The 18,351-nt window shown below is 58.8% G+C and carries 14 protein-coding genes; 8 read left to right on the forward strand and 6 right to left on the reverse strand.

Annotation, left to right across the window (positions count from 1 at the left end):
* Positions 1-47: 47 nt before the first annotated feature.
* Genes AC2FJB_RS15305 through xdhA form a run of 4 tightly spaced genes read right to left on the reverse strand, consistent with a single transcriptional unit; the run spans position 48 to position 6,257 of the window.
* Positions 48-1,565, reverse strand: coding sequence for an ABC transporter ATP-binding protein (locus tag AC2FJB_RS15305; protein ID WP_299897821.1), 1,518 nt, complete (start codon positions 1,563-1,565; stop codon positions 48-50).
* Entirely contained in the window at positions 1,562-2,497 is a 936-nt protein-coding gene (gene xdhC / locus AC2FJB_RS15310; protein ID WP_496719409.1) for a xanthine dehydrogenase accessory protein XdhC, read from the reverse strand. Before xdhC ends, AC2FJB_RS15305 begins: the two co-directional genes overlap by 4 nt.
* Positions 2,497-4,899, reverse strand: coding sequence for a xanthine dehydrogenase molybdopterin binding subunit (gene xdhB / locus AC2FJB_RS15315; RefSeq protein WP_496719410.1), 2,403 nt, complete (start codon positions 4,897-4,899; stop codon positions 2,497-2,499). Before xdhB ends, xdhC begins: the two co-directional genes overlap by 1 nt.
* Positions 4,896-6,257 (reverse strand): xanthine dehydrogenase small subunit, encoded by a 1,362-nt coding sequence (xdhA, locus tag AC2FJB_RS15320; RefSeq protein WP_496719411.1) that lies wholly within the window; start codon positions 6,255-6,257, stop codon positions 4,896-4,898. Before xdhA ends, xdhB begins: the two co-directional genes overlap by 4 nt.
* Before the next feature lie 343 nt (positions 6,258-6,600).
* Between xdhA and dnaE the strand changes: the two genes are divergently transcribed.
* From dnaE to AC2FJB_RS15335, 3 genes are all read left to right on the forward strand, one after another.
* Positions 6,601-10,101 (forward strand): DNA polymerase III subunit alpha, encoded by a 3,501-nt coding sequence (gene dnaE / locus AC2FJB_RS15325; RefSeq protein WP_496719412.1) that lies wholly within the window; start codon positions 6,601-6,603, stop codon positions 10,099-10,101.
* A gap of 91 nt (positions 10,102-10,192) precedes the next feature.
* The gene (locus tag AC2FJB_RS15330; protein ID WP_496670435.1) at positions 10,193-10,411 is read left to right on the forward strand and encodes a YMGG-like glycine zipper-containing protein; all 219 of its coding nucleotides are present in this window, start codon (positions 10,193-10,195) and stop codon (positions 10,409-10,411) included.
* Positions 10,412-10,427: 16 nt separating this feature from the next.
* Positions 10,428-10,796 carry a hypothetical protein gene (locus tag AC2FJB_RS15335; RefSeq protein WP_496719414.1) on the forward strand — a complete coding sequence of 123 codons (369 nt, stop codon included), beginning with the start codon at positions 10,428-10,430 and terminating at the stop codon, positions 10,794-10,796.
* Positions 10,797-10,800: 4 nt separating this feature from the next.
* On the opposite strand, the gene AC2FJB_RS15340 is transcribed toward AC2FJB_RS15335, so the two are convergent.
* On the reverse strand, positions 10,801-10,995 hold the full coding sequence (locus AC2FJB_RS15340) for a SlyX family protein (RefSeq protein WP_117873086.1): 195 nt from the start codon (positions 10,993-10,995) through the stop codon (positions 10,801-10,803).
* A 129-nt stretch (positions 10,996-11,124) separates the two neighbouring features.
* Between AC2FJB_RS15340 and hisS the strand changes: the two genes are divergently transcribed.
* Genes hisS through hisG form a run of 3 tightly spaced genes read left to right on the forward strand, consistent with a single transcriptional unit; the run spans position 11,125 to position 14,390 of the window.
* Positions 11,125-12,612: a histidine--tRNA ligase gene (gene hisS / locus AC2FJB_RS15345; protein WP_496719415.1), complete on the forward strand. Its 1,488-nt coding sequence runs from the start codon at positions 11,125-11,127 to the stop codon at positions 12,610-12,612.
* A 3-nt stretch (positions 12,613-12,615) separates the two neighbouring features.
* Complete coding sequence (locus tag AC2FJB_RS15350) at positions 12,616-13,704, forward strand: ATP phosphoribosyltransferase regulatory subunit (protein WP_496719416.1); 1,089 nt, start codon at positions 12,616-12,618, stop codon at positions 13,702-13,704.
* On the forward strand, positions 13,701-14,390 hold the full coding sequence (gene hisG / locus AC2FJB_RS15355) for an ATP phosphoribosyltransferase (protein WP_117873089.1): 690 nt from the start codon (positions 13,701-13,703) through the stop codon (positions 14,388-14,390). The genes AC2FJB_RS15350 and hisG overlap by 4 nt, the downstream gene beginning before the upstream one ends.
* Here the strand turns inward: hisG and AC2FJB_RS15360 are convergent, their stop codons facing one another.
* Entirely contained in the window at positions 14,391-14,822 is a 432-nt protein-coding gene (locus AC2FJB_RS15360) for a DUF1489 family protein (RefSeq protein ID WP_496719417.1), read from the reverse strand.
* Between the two features lie 129 nt (positions 14,823-14,951).
* Here AC2FJB_RS15360 and AC2FJB_RS15365 point away from each other — a divergent pair, with 129 nt between their 5' ends.
* Positions 14,952-17,237 carry an adenosylcobalamin-dependent ribonucleoside-diphosphate reductase gene (locus AC2FJB_RS15365; RefSeq protein WP_496719418.1) on the forward strand — a complete coding sequence of 762 codons (2,286 nt, stop codon included), beginning with the start codon at positions 14,952-14,954 and terminating at the stop codon, positions 17,235-17,237.
* Between the two features lie 317 nt (positions 17,238-17,554).
* Positions 17,555-17,833: a hypothetical protein gene (locus AC2FJB_RS15370; protein WP_209509890.1), complete on the forward strand. Its 279-nt coding sequence runs from the start codon at positions 17,555-17,557 to the stop codon at positions 17,831-17,833.
* Positions 17,834-18,351: the final 518 nt, after the last annotated feature.

Raw genomic sequence — 18,351 nt, forward strand, 5'->3', positions numbered from 1 at the left:
TTTCACTGTTCTCTTGCAAAAGCTCTCGCCGAAGACGGCCCGTCAGATCAGACATGCGCCACCTCCATGCCATGAGCGCCACCCATCATCAGCCCGATCTCATCTACTGTCAGACCAGTTGTTGGGCGTGGCGCGCTCAGGCGGCCTTCGTTCAGCGCAGCAAAGCTGTCTGATATTTCCATCAGCTCGTCCAGATCCTGAGAGATGCACACTACCGCCGTTCCTTTGGCTGCCAGATCGAGGATTGCCTGCCGGATCGACGCGGCCGCTGCGGCATCCACGCCCCAGGTTGGTTGGTTGACAACCAGCACATCCGGGTTCTGCAATACTTCGCGTCCGATCACGAACTTCTGCAAATTTCCTCCAGACAAGGACCGCGCCGCGTTTTCCGGCCCGGGTGTCCGGACGTCAAAAATCTCGATGATCTTCTCCGCAAAGCTCTTGGTTTCAGCCCATTTCAGAAAGCCGTTGCTTTCAAGACCCTCTCGAACCGACCCGGTCAACAGGGCGTTTTCGGTCAAGCTCATGTTCGGGGCAGCTGCATGGCCCAGCCGTTCTTCGGGCGCGGTCAACACGCCAAGCTTGCGTCGCGCTGTTGGGCCCAGCTTACCAATTGCCTGGCCGTTGAATTTGATCGCATCGGCCGTCGTCAAGAGTTCACCAGATAGAACGCCAAGCAACTCATCCTGCCCGTTACCCGCAACACCACCAATGCCCAGAACCTCGCCCTTGCGGACGGTCAAATGCACGTTGCGCAAGGCAGTTCCAAATTCTGACGGAGAAGGCACAGACAGCCCGCTGACATCCAGCGCCACTTCGCCAAAGTCTCGCCCCGAACGTTCCGGGGTTTGCAGGGTCGCTCCCACCATCAATTCAGCCATGTCGCGGGCCGAGGTTTCAGAGGGGACGCATTCGCCCACATTCTTGCCCAAGCGCAGAATTGTGGCGTGGTCACACAGGGTCCGAATCTCTTCCAGCTTGTGCGAGATATACAGGATCGACGTGCCCTCGGACCGCAATTTGTTCAGCGTCTCGAACAGGATTTCCACCTCCTGCGGGGTTAATACCGAGGTCGGTTCGTCCATGATCAGCAGTTTCGGGTCTTGCAGCAGACAACGGATAATTTCAACACGCTGGCGTTCCCCGGCGGACAGATCGCCGACAGTGCGGAACGGATCCAGCGGCAGGCCGTAGGTTTCGGACACTTCGCGGATGCGCGAGGCCAGATCACCCATGGCGGGCGGGTGTTCCATCCCCAAGGCGATGTTTTCGGCCACGTTCAGAGCGTCAAACAGCGAAAAATGCTGGAATACCATCGCAATCCCGTCGGCCCGTGCAGCGCGGGGCTCGGGGGGCGCGAAGGTCTGACCCCGCAACAGCATGGTGCCGCTGTCCGGTTTCACCAGGCCATAGATCATCTTGACCAACGTGGATTTCCCGGCGCCGTTTTCACCCAACAAGGCGTGAACTTCGCCCTCACCGATGTCGAAGGACACCTGATCATTTGCCACGACACCGGGATAGGCTTTGGTCAACCCTTGCAGGCTCAGCAATGGAGTGGTCACGCGCTCATGTCCTTCTTCAACTCATTCTGCAGGGCCGGGCGCAACAGTTGCGCTGCGACGCCCACGGCGATCATCTGCGGGTGTTTGCCCAGCGACGGGTCACCAATCGGGCAGGTAATCCGGCTTATCCGGTCGGGCGGATGCCCAAGGGCCGCCAGCCGCGATCGGAACCGCGCCCATTTGGTAGCCGAGCCAATCAGTCCCGCAAAGCGGAAATCGTGCAAAAGCAGCCTGTTGCACAGTTCCAGATCCAGATTGTGTGAATAAGTCAGCACAAGGTGCTCGGCATTGGCCGGTGCATGTCGCACAAGGTCGGCTGGTTTCGTCGCTGGCAGATCGGTCACGCCTTGGGGAATCACGTCGGGAAAGCGCTCGGGGCCGGTATCGACCCAAGTGATTGCAAGATCGGGCAGGGGGGACAGAACATCCACCAGCGCCCGTCCGACATGACCTGCGCCCCAGATCCACAGATTTCGTGCCGGTTTATGCACAGGTTCGATCATCCAGCCGTCGATCAGGCGTGGTTCGGGCGCAATACCCTGACTGCGTGCTGCCGCCAGCACGCGCTTGACCGAAAGAGGCATGGTGCCACCCGAAGCTGATCGTGCAATGATCGTATCATCCAGCGTTTCAACCGTCTTGAGATCATAGACCTCGCTGAACAACGAGACTGCTCCGCCGCAGCATTGCCCCATGTCCGGTCCCAGCGTGTGATGCGTCAGACGCGTGGTCACTGATTGCGATCGTGCGGCATCCGCTGCCTGGTATTCCAGCGTACCACCGCCGATGGTTCCGCTTTGCCCGTCTTTCCAGACCAGCATTGCAGCACCCACCTCGCGCGGAGACGATCCTTTGACCTTGGCGATGACCACCCGAACCACTTTCCCGTGGGTTTTGACCGCCTCCCTCAAAGCCTCTAGGTCAAATCCCATCAGATACCTCCCTTGATCCTCTGGACCCCGCGCCAAATCTCTTCGGCCGTGGCCGGAGCGTTCAGGGCCGGGTATCTGTCTCCGCAGGCGGCAACTGCGTTCGACAGCGCCAGCCATGCGGAAATACCAAGCATGAAAGGCGGCTCGCCAACAGCTTTCGAGCGATAGATCGTGTCCTCGCGGTTTTCGCCATCCCAAAGCGTGACGTTGAATATGTCCGGCCGATCCGAGCAGGCCGGGATCTTGTACGTCGAGGGCGCGTGCGTGCGCAGGTTTCCTTTTCCGTCCCACACCAGCTCTTCGGTCGTCAGCCACCCCGCGCCCTGCATATAACCGCCTTCGACCTGACCTATGTCCAGCGCCGGGTTCAGCGACGCGCCTGCGTCATGCAGGATATCCGTTCGCAGAATGCGGTTCTCACCAGTCAGAGTGTCCACGGCAATTTCCGTAACTGAAGCGCCATAGGCAAAGTAGAAGAATGGGCGGCCACGCCCCGCGATCCTGTCCCATTCGATTTTGGGTGTTTTGTAAAAGCCTGTAGCCGACAGGCTGACGCGCCCTTGATAGGCCAGTGCGGCGGCTTCGGCGAAAGTGTACCGTTCTTCTCCGACGGAGACATGCCCATCCGTGAACGTGACCGTCGATGGATCGGCCTGATGACGCTCTGCAAGATAGACGGCCATCCGATCACGGATCGTGTCGCAAGCTGCCTTTACAGCCATACCATTCAGGTCACTTCCTGAAGATGCCGCCGTAGCAGACGTGTTCGGTACTTTCGCCGTGTCGGTTGCGGTGATTTTCACCATCGCCAGCGGTATGCCAAAGCGCGACGCGGCGACCTGTGCGACCTTCTGGAACAGGCCCTGACCCATCTCGGTACCACCGTGGTTCAGGTGGACTGATCCGTCCTGATAGACATGCACCAGCGCACCCGCCTGGTTCAGGTGAGTCAGCGTAAAGGAGATACCAAACTTGACCGGGGAAAAGGCGATGCCCTTTTTGATTACACTGTTCTCGGCGTTCCATTTCGCGATAGCCGCCTTGCGCGCGGCATAGTCGCTGGATTTCAGCAACGCTTCGGTCATGCTGTGCAGTTCGAAATCGCTAACCTCCATCCCATAGGGTGTAGTGTTGCCACCGGCGGGCAAAGGGCGCACGGGCGTATCGCCCATCACAACGGCGCCGCGGCTGGTCAGGTCCTCATGCGGATCGGGATGATCCAGTGCTTTTTCTGTCGGTGCGCGTTCGGCCGCTGCGTGCGCGGGGGCGTAGTAATTCCGGCGGCGCAGCTCAACGGGGTCCAAACCCAGTTCATGCGCGGCATGGTCCATAACACGTTCAATGCCGACCATGCCCTGGGGGCCGCCGAACCCGCGATAGGCTGTGGCAGATTGGGTGTTGGTCTTCAGCCGGTGGCTCTCGATCCGAGCGTTCGGCAAAAGGTAGGCGTTGTCCGAGTGCAGCATCGCGCGGTCGGCCACGGGCAAGGACAGGTCCTGTGCCCAGCCGCATATTGCATAGTGGAGGAATGAGACGCCTTGTATATGTCCATTCTCATCGAAGCCAGCCCTGTACGAGATGCGAAAGGCGTGGCGCTTGCCGGTGATGATCATGTCATCATCGCGGTCATAGCGCATCTTGCACGCCTTGCCGGTTGCGCGTGCGGCCACGGCGCAGGCCACGGCCAAAGCGTTGCCCTGACTTTCCTTGCCGCCAAATCCTCCGCCCATGCGGCGGGTTTCGACCCGGACGGCGTGCATCGGAACGCCCAGAGCGTCGGCCACTTTGTGCTGAATCTCGGTCGGGTGCTGGGTTGAGCTATGCACCAGCATATCCGCACCTTCATTGGGCACGGCCAGTGCGGCCTGACCTTCCAGATAGAAATGCTCCTGCCCGCCCAATTCAAACGAACCTTCGATCACATGCGGTGCATTGGAAATGGCCGCATCCGCATCGCCCTTGGCATAGATGCGTGGACCGTCTTCAAACCGGCTGTCGGCGGTCAGCGCCTCTTCGATCGTCAGGATCGGCACGTCTTCGGCGTAGTCGATCTTGCCCAATCGCGCGGCTTTGCGGGCGGCCAGGTGACTGGTCGCTACGACCAGAAACACGGGCTGACCGATATAGTGCACCGAGCCGTCCGACAGCAGCGGCTCATCGTGGATTGAGGGCGAGACATCGTTGGCAAAAGGTAGATCCCCTGCCGTCATAACCATCACGACACCCTCGGCGCCTTTGACAGCCGACAGATCCATAGCGGTGATCTTGCCCCTGGCAATCGAGCTCAGGCCAAAGGCCAGATGCAGCGTGCTTTTGGGTGTCGGGATGTCATCCACGTACCGCGCCGAACCCGAAACATGCAAAGGGGCGGCGTCGTGGGGCAGGGCTCTGGTCACACTCATGCCGACACCTCCAGCACATTGGTGATCTCACCCTGATCTTCCAGGAAATACCGTTGCAGCATCGCTTTTGCGGTTTCCAGACGATAGAAGGCCGAGGCGCGCATATCCGTGAGTGGCGAAAAGTCGTCGGCAAATGATGGCAGCGCGGCGTCAATGGTCGCGCGATTCCACGGTTTGCCGATCAACGCGGCCTCGACATGGGTAGCCCGTTTCGGAGTACCGGCCATGCCACCAAACGCGATGCGCGCTTGTGTGACGCTGCCGTCCGAAACGGTTATGTTGAAACACCCGCAAACGGCCGAGATATCCTGATCGAACCGTTTGCTGAGCTTGTAAGCCTTCAGGCGATCTGGTTGGCGGGGGAAGCTGACGGCTTCCACAAACTCGCCCGGAACCCGTTCCTGTTTGCCGTAGTCGATGAAGAACTCTTCCAGTGGGATCGACCGCCGATCGTTGCCCTTGCGCAGGTGCAGTGTCGCGTTCAATGCGATCAGCGCGGGCGGGTTGTCCCCGATGGGCGAGCCGTTGGCGATGTTGCCTCCGACAGTTGCCGCATGGCGGACCTGAACGCTGGCATAGCGTCGGATCATCTCGGCATAGGAGGGATGCACGTCAGCCACCGCTTCTCCCATGCGATTCATGTCGACCATGGCACCAAAGCGGACTTCATCGTCGGTGATCGTGATCTCTTTCAGATCGTCACAACGGTTGAGGAAGATCACCGGGTCCAGTTCGCGCAGTTGCTTTGTGACCCAAAGACCTACATCCGTTGCCCCTGCAACCAGTGTGGCATTCGGGTTTTCGGCATAGACCTTCGCCAATTCATCGGAAGAACCAGGTAGAAACGGAGAAGTGGCAGGTGGCACAACCGGTTTGTCTTTCACCCAAACCGGAACCGGATGTTCCTCTGCAGTTTCGGCTGCACGAATGATCGGCGCATAGCCGGTGCAGCGGCAAAGGTTGCCTGCCAGCTGAGTGTCATGGTCCGTTGCGCCATTCGTGTGCCCGGCCACCATCGACATAACGAATCCGGGTGTGCAGAAGCCGCATTGCGAGCCGTGCAGATCGACCATTGCCTGCTGGACCGGGTGCACTTCGCCATTCGGGTCACTTGCGCCTTCAACTGTTCGGACGGCCTTGCCATGCAATTGCGGCAGAAACAGAATGCACGAGTTCAGAGCCTTGGCGCCCTCTTCATCCGTCACCATCACGGTGCAAGCCCCGCAATCACCTTCGTTGCAGCCTTCTTTGGTGCCGGTCAGACCGCGATCTTCGCGCAGCCAATCCAGCAGGGTGGCTGTCGGATCAACATCAGCCAGCTCCACTGTCTCTCCGTTCAGAAGAAACGTGATGTTCATTCGAGAAACCCGTCGCCTTACCCAGTTGCGCCCCTGCGGCCCTCCTTCGATGCGACGTAGAAAGAGTGGCGGGCGAATAGCTTGCCATGAGATGTTAGAAACAGCGCGGCTTGTCTGGCAAGAAAAACCGCCTCTATTATGCACCATTACACGTCCACGGTCTGTTACCGTCTTGTCTGATTAATAGGCAGCCAGTTGTAAATAAAGCGGTTTTTGATTGCGGCGCCCAGTCAATCCCGAAGCACCTTCTGAAAAAGCCGAATAATAAATGGCGATATTTTTGCGGCAAAGGTGGCGCGGTTCTGCCTTTTGTCGCGCAGCCGGCTGGAGTAACTTGGGCGTTATGAGCAGTTCTCCACGATTCATTCACCTCCGCGTTCACACTGAATATTCCCTTCTGGAAGGCGCCGTGCGGCTGAAAAAGCTGCCGGGCCTGTGCGAGAAGATGGAGATGCCAGCCGTCGCCGTGACGGATACCAATTCGATGTTTTCGGCGCTGGAATTCGCGGTCACCGCAAGCGGGGCCGGGGTGCAGCCGATCATGGGGTGCCAGGTTGATCTGACCTATGTCAAGGCCCAGCCCGGCGAGAAGCCGAAGACACCCGCGCCTCTGGTGCTGCTGGCGCAGTCCGAGACCGGGTACGAAAACCTGATGAAGCTCAGCACTTGTCTCTACGTGGACAAGGGCGGGCAACTGCCTCAGGTCACTTTGGAAGAATTGGCTGAACGATCTGAAGGATTGATCTGCCTGTCCGGTGGGCCCGACGGCCCGGTCGGGATGCTGCTGCAACAGAGCCAGCGTCCTGCGGCCGAAGCATTGGTCGACCGGCTCGCGGCAATGTTCCCTAACCGGTTTTATATCGAACTCCAGCGCCATCCGGGTGAGGATGGCCAGCCCGAGGCAGAGAGAGAGACCGAACGTGGCCATATCGAGATGGCGTATGCCAGGAACCTGCCGCTGGTCGCCACGAATGACGTCTATTTCCCGACACCGGACATGTACGAAGCTCACGACGCGCTGATCTGCATATCGGAAGGGGCCTATGTCGACCAGCAGGAAGGCCGCCGCCGCCTGACGGCTCAGCATTACTTCAAGTCACAACAAGAGATGGCGACCCTGTTCGCCGACTTGCCCGAGGCCATCGAAAACACCGTCGAGATCGCCAAACGCTGCGCGTTCATGGCCTATCGACGCGACCCGATCCTGCCGAAATTCGCTGATGATGAGGTTGCCGAACTGCGTCGCATCGCAAATGAGGGCTTGCAGAAACGACTGGCGGTGATCCCGCATGCCGTGACGCCTGAAGAGTATCAGGAACGGCTGGACTTCGAACTGGGCATCATCGAAGGGATGGGTTTCCCTGGTTACTTCCTGATCGTTGCGGACTTTATTCAATGGGCCAAGGATCAGGACATTCCCGTCGGGCCGGGGCGGGGATCGGGTGCGGGATCGCTGGTTGCCTATGCGTTGACGATCACCGACCTTGATCCGCTGCGCTACAGCCTGCTGTTCGAACGCTTCCTGAACCCCGAGCGGGTCTCGATGCCCGACTTCGACATCGACTTCTGCATGGACCGCCGCGAAGAGGTGATCCGCTATGTTCAGCAAAAATACGGGCGCGACAAGGTGGGGCAGATCATCACTTTCGGCGCATTGCTGTCAAAAGCCGCTGTACGCGATATCGGGCGGGTGTTGCAAATGCCGTATGGGCAGGTGGATCGCCTGTCAAAGATGATCCCGGTTGAGGGAGTGAAACCTGTCTCCATCGAAAAGGCGCTGAAAGACGAACCGCGCCTGCGCGAGTCCGCGCGCGAGGAAGAGGTGGTCGACCGGTTGCTGACCTACGGCCAGCAGGTCGAGGGACTGTTGCGGAATGCTTCGACCCACGCGGCAGGGGTGGTGATCGGCGACCGGCCTCTGGATGCGCTGGTGCCGATCTATCAGGACCCGCGTTCCGATATGCCCGCGACCCAGTTCAACATGAAATGGGTTGAACAGGCCGGGCTGGTGAAGTTCGACTTTCTGGGCCTGAAGACGCTGACCGTGATCCAGAACGCGATGGACCTGATCTTCAAGTCTGGGCGTCCATTGCACATCGCCGCCGATGGCACCGAGCTTTATGAACCCGCTGAGGGGGCCGAAAACCAGATCAACGCCATACCGCTGGATGATGAGGCGACATATAAGCTTTACTCAGCAGCCAAGACCGTGGCGGTGTTCCAGGTTGAAAGCTCGGGCATGATGGATGCACTCAAGCGCATGAAACCCACCTGCATCGAGGATATTGTGGCTCTTGTGGCGCTGTATCGTCCCGGCCCGATGGAGAATATCCCGACCTATTGCGAGGTCAAGAACGGATTACGCAAGATCGAGTCCGTGCATCCTCTGATCGACTATATCCTTGAGGAAACGCAGGGCATCATCGTCTATCAGGAGCAGGTGATGCAGATCGCGCAGGTCATGGCGGGCTACTCGTTGGGCGGCGCCGACCTACTGCGCCGCGCGATGGGTAAAAAGATCAAAGAGGCGATGGACGCCGAACGCCCAAAATTCGAAAAGGGCGCAGGTGAGAACGGCGTGGATGCCAAGAAGGCCTCCGAAGTATTCGACCTGCTGGAGAAATTCGCCAACTACGGCTTCAACAAATCCCACGCCGCGGCCTATGCGGTGGTCAGCTATCAGACCGGATGGCTCAAGGCGAACCACCCGGTCGAGTTCATGGCCGGTGTCATGAACTGCGATATCCATCTGACGGACAAGCTGGCGGTGTATTTCGAAGAAGTGCGCAAGGGACTGGAATTGCCCTACGTGCCGCCATGCGTGAATCGCTCACTGTCGACGTTTGACGTTGTGAACGGCGAACTGGTTTACGCGCTGGGCGCTTTGAAAAACGTGGGCGTCGAGGCGATGAACCTTGTGGTTAAAGGGCGTGCCGACAAGCCGTTTGTCAATCTGTTCGACTTTGCCCGCCGAGTGGATCTGAAAAAAGCCGGCAAACGTCCGCTGGAAATGCTGGCGCGTGCCGGGGCCTTTGACGAGCTCGACAAGAACCGTCGCCGCGTGTTCGAAAGCCTTGACCGCCTGGTACAGTATTCGGCGGCCATCCATGAACAGAAAAACTCCAATCAGGTGTCTTTGTTTGGTGATGCCGGAGACGACCTGCCTGAACCACGCCTGTCGCCGACGCCGGACTGGCTGCCGGCCGAGCGCCTCAGCGAAGAATTCAAGGCCATCGGCTTTTACCTCTCAGGGCACCCGCTGGACGATTACATGCCTGCGCTGAAACGAAAAAAGGTGATGACGCTGGATGAGGTTACGGAAAAGGCCCGGTCTGGTCCGCTGATCGCCAAGATGGCCGGGGTTGTCGCCGGGCGGCAGGAGCGGAAATCGGCCAAGGGCAACCGCTTTGCTTTCGCTCAACTGTCTGATCCCACCGGCGCATATGAGGTGACGCTGTTTTCGGACACATTGGAAAAGTGCCGCGAGTTTCTGGAAACCGGTGCGCAGGTGGTTCTGACCGCCGAGGCGACGATGGAAGCCGATCAGCTCAAGCTGCTGGGCCGCTCGGTTGGTCCGGCGGATTCCCTTGTGGCCGAGGCCGGGGCAACCGGGCTGCGAATTTACGTTGACGAAGCGCAGGCTGTGCCTTCGGTCGCCAAGGTGCTGGAAGACGCCGCCTCTGCCGCGAAAGGGGCTGCACGGGGGCCAATCCAGTTCATGTTGCTGGACCCAAGCCTGCCCGGCGATGTCGAAATGGATCTGGGGCGCGAGTTCCCGATCAACCCGCAGATCAAGGGCGCGATCAAATCGCTGGAGGGCGTGATGACCGTCGAAGAGATCTGACACCGCTTTGTTGCCAGTTGATTAGCGCCTCGCTAGGCTGACCTGACAGAGAGAGAGATGTCATTAGGTCATGCCACGGGAGGGCGCAGTTATGGCAATAGCGGGTCTCAAGTTCAGAAAGACTGTATTTGTAGCAGCGGCATCGCTGGCTTTGGTTTCGGCTTCAGCTGGGCTGGCGGATGACAAGAAAAAGGAAAATACGATCAAAGGCGCTGTGATCGGCGCAGGTGTCGGTGCCCTGATCGGCGACGGCAAGGGTGCTGCCGCAGGTGCAGTGGCTGGTGCGCTGATCGGCGCAAATTCCAAGTGAGTGGAGGAGAACGAAGATGCGTATGAATTCGCTGAAGCTAGCGGCCTCCGCCTTTCTGATCGCAGCCCCCGGATCGGCCTTTGCTGACGAGGAAGCCGAACAGATGATGCAGAACGCGCTGCCGCTGATGTATCACACCTGCGCCTCTGTTGTCGAAGAGGCTGACGGGAACGAAGAATACATTCTGGACGTGGTTGGGAAGATGACGGCCCTGTCGCTATACAACCGACAGGTCGATATCGAGGCCCACGCGACTTCGGACGAGGAAAAGGCCGCTCTGCGCGAATCCTTTGTGGCCGCTTTGAAAGAGGGCTGTGCCGGGGACGAAAACGCCTTGTTGGGTGGTGTCGTGGACAATGCTGTAAAATCGACACTGGGGCTGTAATGTATCAGTAGTGAGGCGGCCGTTCGTCACCAAGGATTATGCCGCCGGATCCTTCCTGCGCCCGTTCTGCTTCTCGCTGCAACAGCATTTCAACCCGATGGGTCAGCCGGTCGATTTCCGACTGTTGTCTGGTGACGACTGTGTTCAACTCGTCCACGATACGGGTCAGATGGGCGATCTCTTCTTCCAGATGCTGCATAAGTGCCTCCTGTCCTGCGCAGGTCATAGCGACACAGTCGGACCAAGGCCAGAGAAAGCGCGCCTTGCCCCGATGCGGGCCATGGGATAGACCGCGCGCGGAACAAGGACTCTCCCAAGGACGCCCCACATGGCCAAGCCCAAGAAACAGCCCCGCCCCAAGGCCGTCACGCCGAAAGGGTTCCGTGACTATTTCGGCGAGGAAGTCACGCAGCGCAATGAGATGCTGCGGACGATTGCGGGCGTGTATCATCGTTACGGGTTCGACGCGTTGGAAAGCAGTGCGGTCGAGACCGTCGAGGCGCTGGGCAAGTTCCTGCCCGACGTGGATCGCCCGAACGAGGGCGTCTTTGCATGGCAGGAATTCGATGATGGCGGCAATGGCGACTGGATGGCCCTGCGCTATGACCTGACCGCACCTCTGGCCCGCGTATACGCGCAGCACCGCAACGACCTGCCCACGCCCTATCGCCGCTATGCGATGGGTCCGGTCTGGCGCAACGAAAAGCCTGGACCGGGGCGCTATCGTCAGTTCTATCAATGCGATGCGGACACGGTTGGTACGGCCTCGATGGCGGCGGATGCCGAGATTTGCGCGATGCTGTCGGATACGCTGGAAACCGTGGGCATACCGCGCGGCGATTATCTGGTGCGGGTCAACAACCGCAAGGTTCTGAACGGCGTGCTCGAAGCGATGGGCTTGGGCGAAGACGCCGCCGCCCGAGACAACGTTCTGCGCACCATCGACAAGTTCGACAAGGTGGGTGAGCAGGGTGTGCGCGCGTTGCTGACCAAGGGCCGCCTGGATGCCTCGGGCGCCTTCATTGACGGTGTAGGGCTCAGTAAAGATCAGGCTGAACCGGTGATTGCCTTCCTGACATCTAAGGCTCTGGATACCGCCGGAACGCTGGCCAATCTGCGCGCTGCGGTGGGCGACAGCAAGATCGGTGCGGATGGGATCGCCGAACTGGAACAGATCGGCACTTTGTTGGATGCCGGTGGCTATGGTGCGGACCGGATCGAGATTGATCCTTCCGTCGTTCGGGGGTTGGGTTATTATACCGGTCCGGTCTATGAGGCCGAGCTGACCTTTGAAATCTTCGATGAAAAGGGCCGCAAGCGGCAGTTCGGATCGGTCTCGGGCGGCGGCCGTTACGACGACCTGGTCAAGCGCTTCACCGGCCAGGAAGTGCCAGCGACCGGCATCTCTATCGGTGTCGACCGTCTGCTGGCCGCGCTGCGCGAAAAAGGCAGGATCGCCGCGCAGGCCACGGGTCCTGTAGTCGTGACCGTTATGGATCGCGACCGGATGGCCGACTATCAGGCGATGGTGGCGGAACTGCGCAATGCCGGTATTCGGGCCGAGGTTTATCTGGGTAACCCCAAGAACTTCGGCAATCAGCTGAAATATGCGGATAGACGGAACTCTCCGATTGCGGTGATCGAGGGCGGCGATGAAAAAGTCAATGGTATCGTCCAGATCAAGGACCTGATACTTGGCGCCAAAATTGCCGAAAGCGCAACGCTAGAGGAATGGAAGGAACGCCCCAGCCAATTCGAAGTGCCGCGCGGTGATCTGGTCTCGAAAGTGCGTGAAATTCTGGACAGTCAGGACTGACACATGCCCAACCGTTCACAGATACAGGCCCGCGCCGCGATGATGCGTGTCCGGTTTGAAGCTGCGGGTGCTCAGGTGGTGGACACGCCCCTGTTGCAACCGGCGGAAACGCTTTTGGATCTTTATGGTGAAGACATCCGGGCCCGCGCCTATGTCACGTCTGATGCGCTGCGCGGTGAACAGATGCTGCGCCCGGATTTCACCATGCCTGTCGTGCAGATGCACATGAACGAAGGCGCTGAGCCCGCGCGCTATACCTATTCGGGCGAAGTGTTCCGCCGTCAGGAGCATGACCCCGATCGCGCCAACGAATACATTCAGGTGGGCTATGAGGTCTTTGATCGGGAAGACCCCGCCGGGGCGGATGCTGAGGTGTTTTCGCTGATGGCACTGCAGTTGCGTGGGTTGCCTCTTCGGGCGGCGACAGGGGATATCGGTATCCTCACTGCCGCTGTCGAGGGGCTGCGCACGACCGACCGTCGCAAGGCAGCGCTGATGCGACACCTGTGGAGACCGCGCCGATTCCGTATGTTGCTGGATCGGTTTGCAGGTCGCAAGCCGCCTCTGGAAGGGCGCAACGCGCTACTGGACGCAGCCGATCCGATGGCGTTTGATGCCCCTATGATCGGCAAGCGCCGCGCAGCTGAAATCGCAGCGCGGGTCGAGGCGCTGCGCGAAGACCGCGATACCCCGCCGATTTCAGACAATGAACTTGCAGGGCTGGAAACGTTGCTGAACGTGCGCGAGACCATGCCATTCGCGCTGGAACAGCTGCGCGACGTGGCAGTGGACCTGCCGCAGATCACGCCCGCTCTGGACCGGTTGGAGGCGCGCGTGGCTGCGCTGCAGGCGCGTGGCGTCGATGTGGATCGGCTGGATTTCGAGGCCGCCTACGGCCGGACGTCGATGGAGTATTACGACGGGTTCGTATTTGGTTTTTACGCGGAAGGTCGGCCTGACCTGCCTCCGATCGCCACGGGCGGGCGTTATGACGCGCTGACCCGCCAATTGGGCAACGGGGACGAAATCCCGGCAGTTGGTGGTGTGTTGCGCCCCGATTTGATGCTGGAGATCGAGGAAGGTGCAGTATGAGTCTGAAACTGGGTGTGCCCTCGAAGGGCCGGTTGATGGAAAAGACGTTCTCGTGGTTCGAAAAAGGCGGCATCACCTTGTCACGCAGCGGGTCGGATCGGGAATACGCAGGCAAGGTTGAAGGGATCGACGGTGTCTCTCTGATCCTGCTGTCGGCGGGGGAGATCCCGCGTGAACTGGCGGCGGGGCGGATTCATCTGGGTGTTACCGGGATCGATCTGGTGCACGAGAAACTGCCGCGCTGGGAACAGCAGGTTGAAGAGGTTTCGCGGCTTGGCTTCGGCAAAGCTGATCTGATCATCGCGACCCCGGCGTGTTGGGTCGATGTCGATACGCTTGATGACCTGGACGCGGCAGCTGCTGCGTTTCGCAAGACCCACGGCCACCGGCTGCGGATTGCCACCAAATACCACCGTCTGGTTCGGGAATTCCTGACAGAAGCGGGCGTGGCCGATTACACGCTGGTCGACAGCCAAGGTGCGACTGAAGGCACGGTGATGAATGAAACCGCCGAAGCAATTGCCGATATCACCTCGACCGGAGAGACCCTGCGGGCCAACCATTTGAAGATCCTCTCGGACGGTCTGATACTGCAATCGCAGGCCACGTTGTGGCGCAGTCGGGTTGCAAAATATGACGCGGCAGAAAAAGCAGCCCTGTCCGAATTGCTGGGTCGGCTGCGGTAATTACAGCACGCCTATTTCTGCCAGGGCGCGGTTCAGATCGTCGGGCAGGGCGTCGTCCTGCTCGCGGTTTTTGGGCAAATCGGCTGGTGTATCTTCTGGCTTGAGATAACGCCACCCCTGGAACGGGCGTTTCAGGGCGTTCTGGGTGCGGTATAGCTTGGGGTCCAGTACAATGGCACAGCGACGGATGCCGTCCTCTCCGATCACTTCATCCAGACGCAGGATTCGCTGCCGACACTGGATTACACCTTTGATGACCCAGTAGATTGATCCGCCGTTGAGTATTTCGGCTTCGCGCTTGGGCCACATACGTGTGACGTGGCGTGGTAAGCCGTCCTCGTAAAGCGCCATGCGGCTGTCCTGCCAGCCCATCAACGTATCGACACTTTCCGAACCAACGGACAGTTTTATGAGGTTTACGTAATTATCCACAGCTTTCCCACAGAGTCGTCCCGACGTTGATCTTTATATTGTAGCTTGGTTCCCGGTGTCATCAAGGTGTTGTGGTGAGCATGTGATTTGGGGTAGTCTGGATACCTCTTTCAGCACAGGGAATCACCAATGAGTCGCTTTGCCGCCCCCATCGCCGAGCAGATCTGGGATATGAAGTACCGCTTTAAGCAGGCGGATGGCACCCCCATCGATCAGACGGTCGAAGACAGTTGGCGGCGCATTGCCCGCGATCTGGCGCGCGTGGAAAAAGACCCGAAGCATTGGGAAGAGAAATTCTATGAGGCGCTGGAGGATTTCCAGTACCTGCCCGCCGGGCGCATCACTGCGGGTGCGGGCACCGCGCGGCAGGTGACACTGTTCAACTGTTTCGTGATGGGCACAATCCCCGACAGCATGGGCGGCATTTTCGACATGCTGAAAGAGGCCGCGCTGACCATGCAGCAGGGTGGGGGGATCGGCTATGATTTCTCGACCATCAGGCCGCGTGGCGCTGACGTGAAAGGCGTCGCGGCGGATGCCTCGGGGCCGCTGAGCTTCATGGATGTCTGGGATGCCATGTGCCGCACGATCATGTCGGCAGGCTCGCGCCGGGGCGCCATGATGGCGACCATGCGGTGCGACCACCCGGATATCGAACAGTTCATCACTGCCAAGTCTGACCCCGCCCGCCTGCGCATGTTCAACATGTCTGTGCTGGTGACCGATCCGTTCATGGAGGCGGTCAAGGCTGATGGACCGTGGGAACTGGTGTTTGGTGACAAAGTCTATCATACCGTTCAGGCGCGTGATCTGTGGAACAAGATCATGCAGGCGACATATGATTTTGCCGAGCCGGGCGTGATCTTCATCGACCGGATCAATCAAGCCAACAACCTCAGCTACGTTGAAACCATCGCGGCCACAAACCCGTGTGGCGAGCAGCCGTTGCCGCCTTACGGGGCCTGCCTTTTGGGTTCGATCAATCTGGCGCGCCTGGTGTCTGAACCGTTTGAAGCAACCGCCCGTTTGAATGAAGAGGCCCTGCAAGAACTTGTCGCCACGGCTGTTCGGATGATGGACAATGTCGTTGATGCGTCAAAATTTCCGCTGGCCGAGCAAGAGGCTGAGGCGCAAGATAAACGCCGTATAGGATTGGGCGTGACTGGATTGGCGGATGCGCTGCTGATGCTGGGCCTGCGCTATGGCTCCGACGAGGCGGCGCGTCAGACCGAGCGCTGGTTGCACGCGATCGCGCGCGCCGCTTATCTGGCGTCGGTGGACTTGGCAAAGGAAAAAGGGGCGTTTCCCCTGTTCGACGCCGAGAAATACTTGGCCAGCGGCACCATGCAGCAGATGGATGACGATGTCCGGGATGCCATTCGCGAGCACGGTATCCGCAACGCTCTGCTGACGTCGATCGCGCCCACAGGAACGATTTCCCTTTATGCGGGCAACGTGTCGTCAGGGATCGAGCCGGTCTTTGCCTATGCGTATACCCGTAAAGTTCTGCAAAAGGACGGATCGCGCACCGAAGAAGAGGTGGTAGATTACGCCGTGCAGATGTGGCGCGACAAGTTTGGCGATAAGGATTTGCCCGACTATTTCGTGAACGCCCAGACCTTGACGCCGACCGAGCATGTCAAGGTGCAGGCGGCAGCGCAGAAATGGATCGACAGCTCGATCTCGAAGACGATCAACTGCCCAGAGGACATCTCTTTCGACGCCTTCAAGGACGTGTACATGCAAGCCTGGGATCAGGGCTGCAAGGGCTGCACCACCTATCGCCCGAATGATGTGACCGGTTCGGTTCTGACCGTTTCGGAAAGCGATGACAAGGTGCCGGGCGAAAGCGCGGATGCTCCGCACGAGGTGGATGGCGGAGACGTCATCTATATGTCCGAGCCACTTGACCGGCCGCAGTCGCTGGAAGGGTCGACCTACAAGCTGAAATGGCCCGACAGCGAGCACGCGATATATCTGACCATCAACGACATCGTCATCGGCGGCAGGCGGCGTCCGTTCGAGGTGTTCATAAACTCGAAGAACATGGAGCATTACGCCTGGACTTTGGCGCTGACCCGGATGATTTCGGCCGTATTCCGGCGGGGCGGGGACGTGTCCTTTGTGGTAGAAGAGCTGAAAGCCGTGTTCGACCCGCGTGGTGGTGCGTGGGTGAAGGGCAAATACATCCCGTCGATCCTGGCGGCGATCGGTGGCGTGATCGAGCAGCACCTGATCGCGATTGGGTTCCTCGAGGGTGAGGGCATGGGCTTGAAGTCCGACCCGCAGGCGCAGGTGGTCAACATGGACGCGCCGCGCGGCAAGGCCTGCCCGTCCTGCGGCCAGTACGACATGGTGATGATCGAGGGCTGCATGACCTGCCGCAGTTGTGGGCATTCGAAGTGTTCAGGTTAGTTTTCTTAGTCCAGTTGTGTGGGTGGGCATAAATAGCCCATAGGCTTGATTTTTGCGCCCATTTGAACGGGCTTTAATGCCCACAGATTATTAAGGATTTGAAACAAAATAAGAAAGATTCCTGTAGAGATTCGAGATTGTTCTGCGTTGTGCGACCATCGATAGCATTCGTGCTATTGACCAAGACCAGAAAAACTCAAGACTGTGGCCATGGAACCAAACCGTCTCATACGCTTCACACGCAAAAGCTGACCAGAATGTTGTACTTGCCCAGCAAAAACGCTCGGGCAGTTCCATGGCAATCGGATACCGAATTGATGAAAAACAAATCGCCTATCGAGGAGTCCCCTCAATACTCCGAATTGAACGCTCGATTTTCCCGTTTTCTGCTGGACTTCCGAAAGGAAAAACTCGCGCAGCAACTTGCCGGAAACGACAAAAACCGTGACGAAATCACTCGCGGAGACTTTCAATCATTCAAAGCGCGGATGACTGAGGGTTTAGAACTAACCGATTACGATCTAGATCGTATTCACCGCCGAGTATTGTCGGTACTTCTCCGCCCCGAAGCGGGCTCGGTGCTACAAGACGAATGAGACCGGAAGGCGTGAAACTGGCGCGTAGACCGATCCGTTTTGACGATGAGTCAGTCCTGAATCTCACTTGAACATCTACGGTCACTTCATTGCGCACTCTCCAGTGACACAACAAACACGTTGTTCCAAGCTACTCCCGTTTTTATCTTCAATGCGCAGCATCGGCGGGTCGCAGCCCGAAGCGGACAATCATCGTAGGGCTTTGCAAACCCCGAAATGCAGGACAAAACGGCCCTAGGCTCAATGATTGCTGCCGACCGCTCGTAGCCCAAAGTAGACCTTCAATTCCAAGCATAGTGACTTCCGAGATGCGGACAAGGCTGCCAGCCGAAGTCGACATCCTGTTGGGCTGCTTTCTACGCTCAACAGCCGCTCGTTTTGACTGAGCGTCTCGCATGTACAACATCACCCCTGAACCAGAAGCGGAAGTTGACATTCGACTGTCTGACGTCAGCACCAATGGGACAGTTTAGGTTGATTTGATAAGAGAGGGTTTCTGGCTCATCGTAACCGCCAAG

The organism is Ruegeria sp. CDSC085 (assembly GCF_059610465.1).

Coding starts and splice junctions, on each gene's coding strand:
- xdhC (WP_496719409.1), bottom strand. CDS start 2,497: ATGGGATTTGACCTAGAGGCTTTGAGGGAGGCGGTCAAAACCCACGGG.
- xdhB (WP_496719410.1), bottom strand. CDS start 4,899: ATGAGTGTGACCAGAGCCCTGCCCCACGACGCCGCCCCTTTGCATGTT.
- xdhA (WP_496719411.1), bottom strand. CDS start 6,257: ATGAACATCACGTTTCTTCTGAACGGAGAGACAGTGGAGCTGGCTGAT.
- dnaE (WP_496719412.1), top strand. CDS start 6,601: ATGAGCAGTTCTCCACGATTCATTCACCTCCGCGTTCACACTGAATAT.
- AC2FJB_RS15330 (WP_496670435.1), top strand. CDS start 10,193: ATGGCAATAGCGGGTCTCAAGTTCAGAAAGACTGTATTTGTAGCAGCG.
- AC2FJB_RS15335 (WP_496719414.1), top strand. CDS start 10,428: ATGCGTATGAATTCGCTGAAGCTAGCGGCCTCCGCCTTTCTGATCGCA.
- AC2FJB_RS15340 (WP_117873086.1), bottom strand. CDS start 10,995: ATGCAGCATCTGGAAGAAGAGATCGCCCATCTGACCCGTATCGTGGAC.
- hisS (WP_496719415.1), top strand. CDS start 11,125: ATGGCCAAGCCCAAGAAACAGCCCCGCCCCAAGGCCGTCACGCCGAAA.
- AC2FJB_RS15350 (WP_496719416.1), top strand. CDS start 12,616: ATGCCCAACCGTTCACAGATACAGGCCCGCGCCGCGATGATGCGTGTC.
- hisG (WP_117873089.1), top strand. CDS start 13,701: ATGAGTCTGAAACTGGGTGTGCCCTCGAAGGGCCGGTTGATGGAAAAG.
- AC2FJB_RS15365 (WP_496719418.1), top strand. CDS start 14,952: ATGAGTCGCTTTGCCGCCCCCATCGCCGAGCAGATCTGGGATATGAAG.
- AC2FJB_RS15370 (WP_209509890.1), top strand. CDS start 17,555: ATGAAAAACAAATCGCCTATCGAGGAGTCCCCTCAATACTCCGAATTG.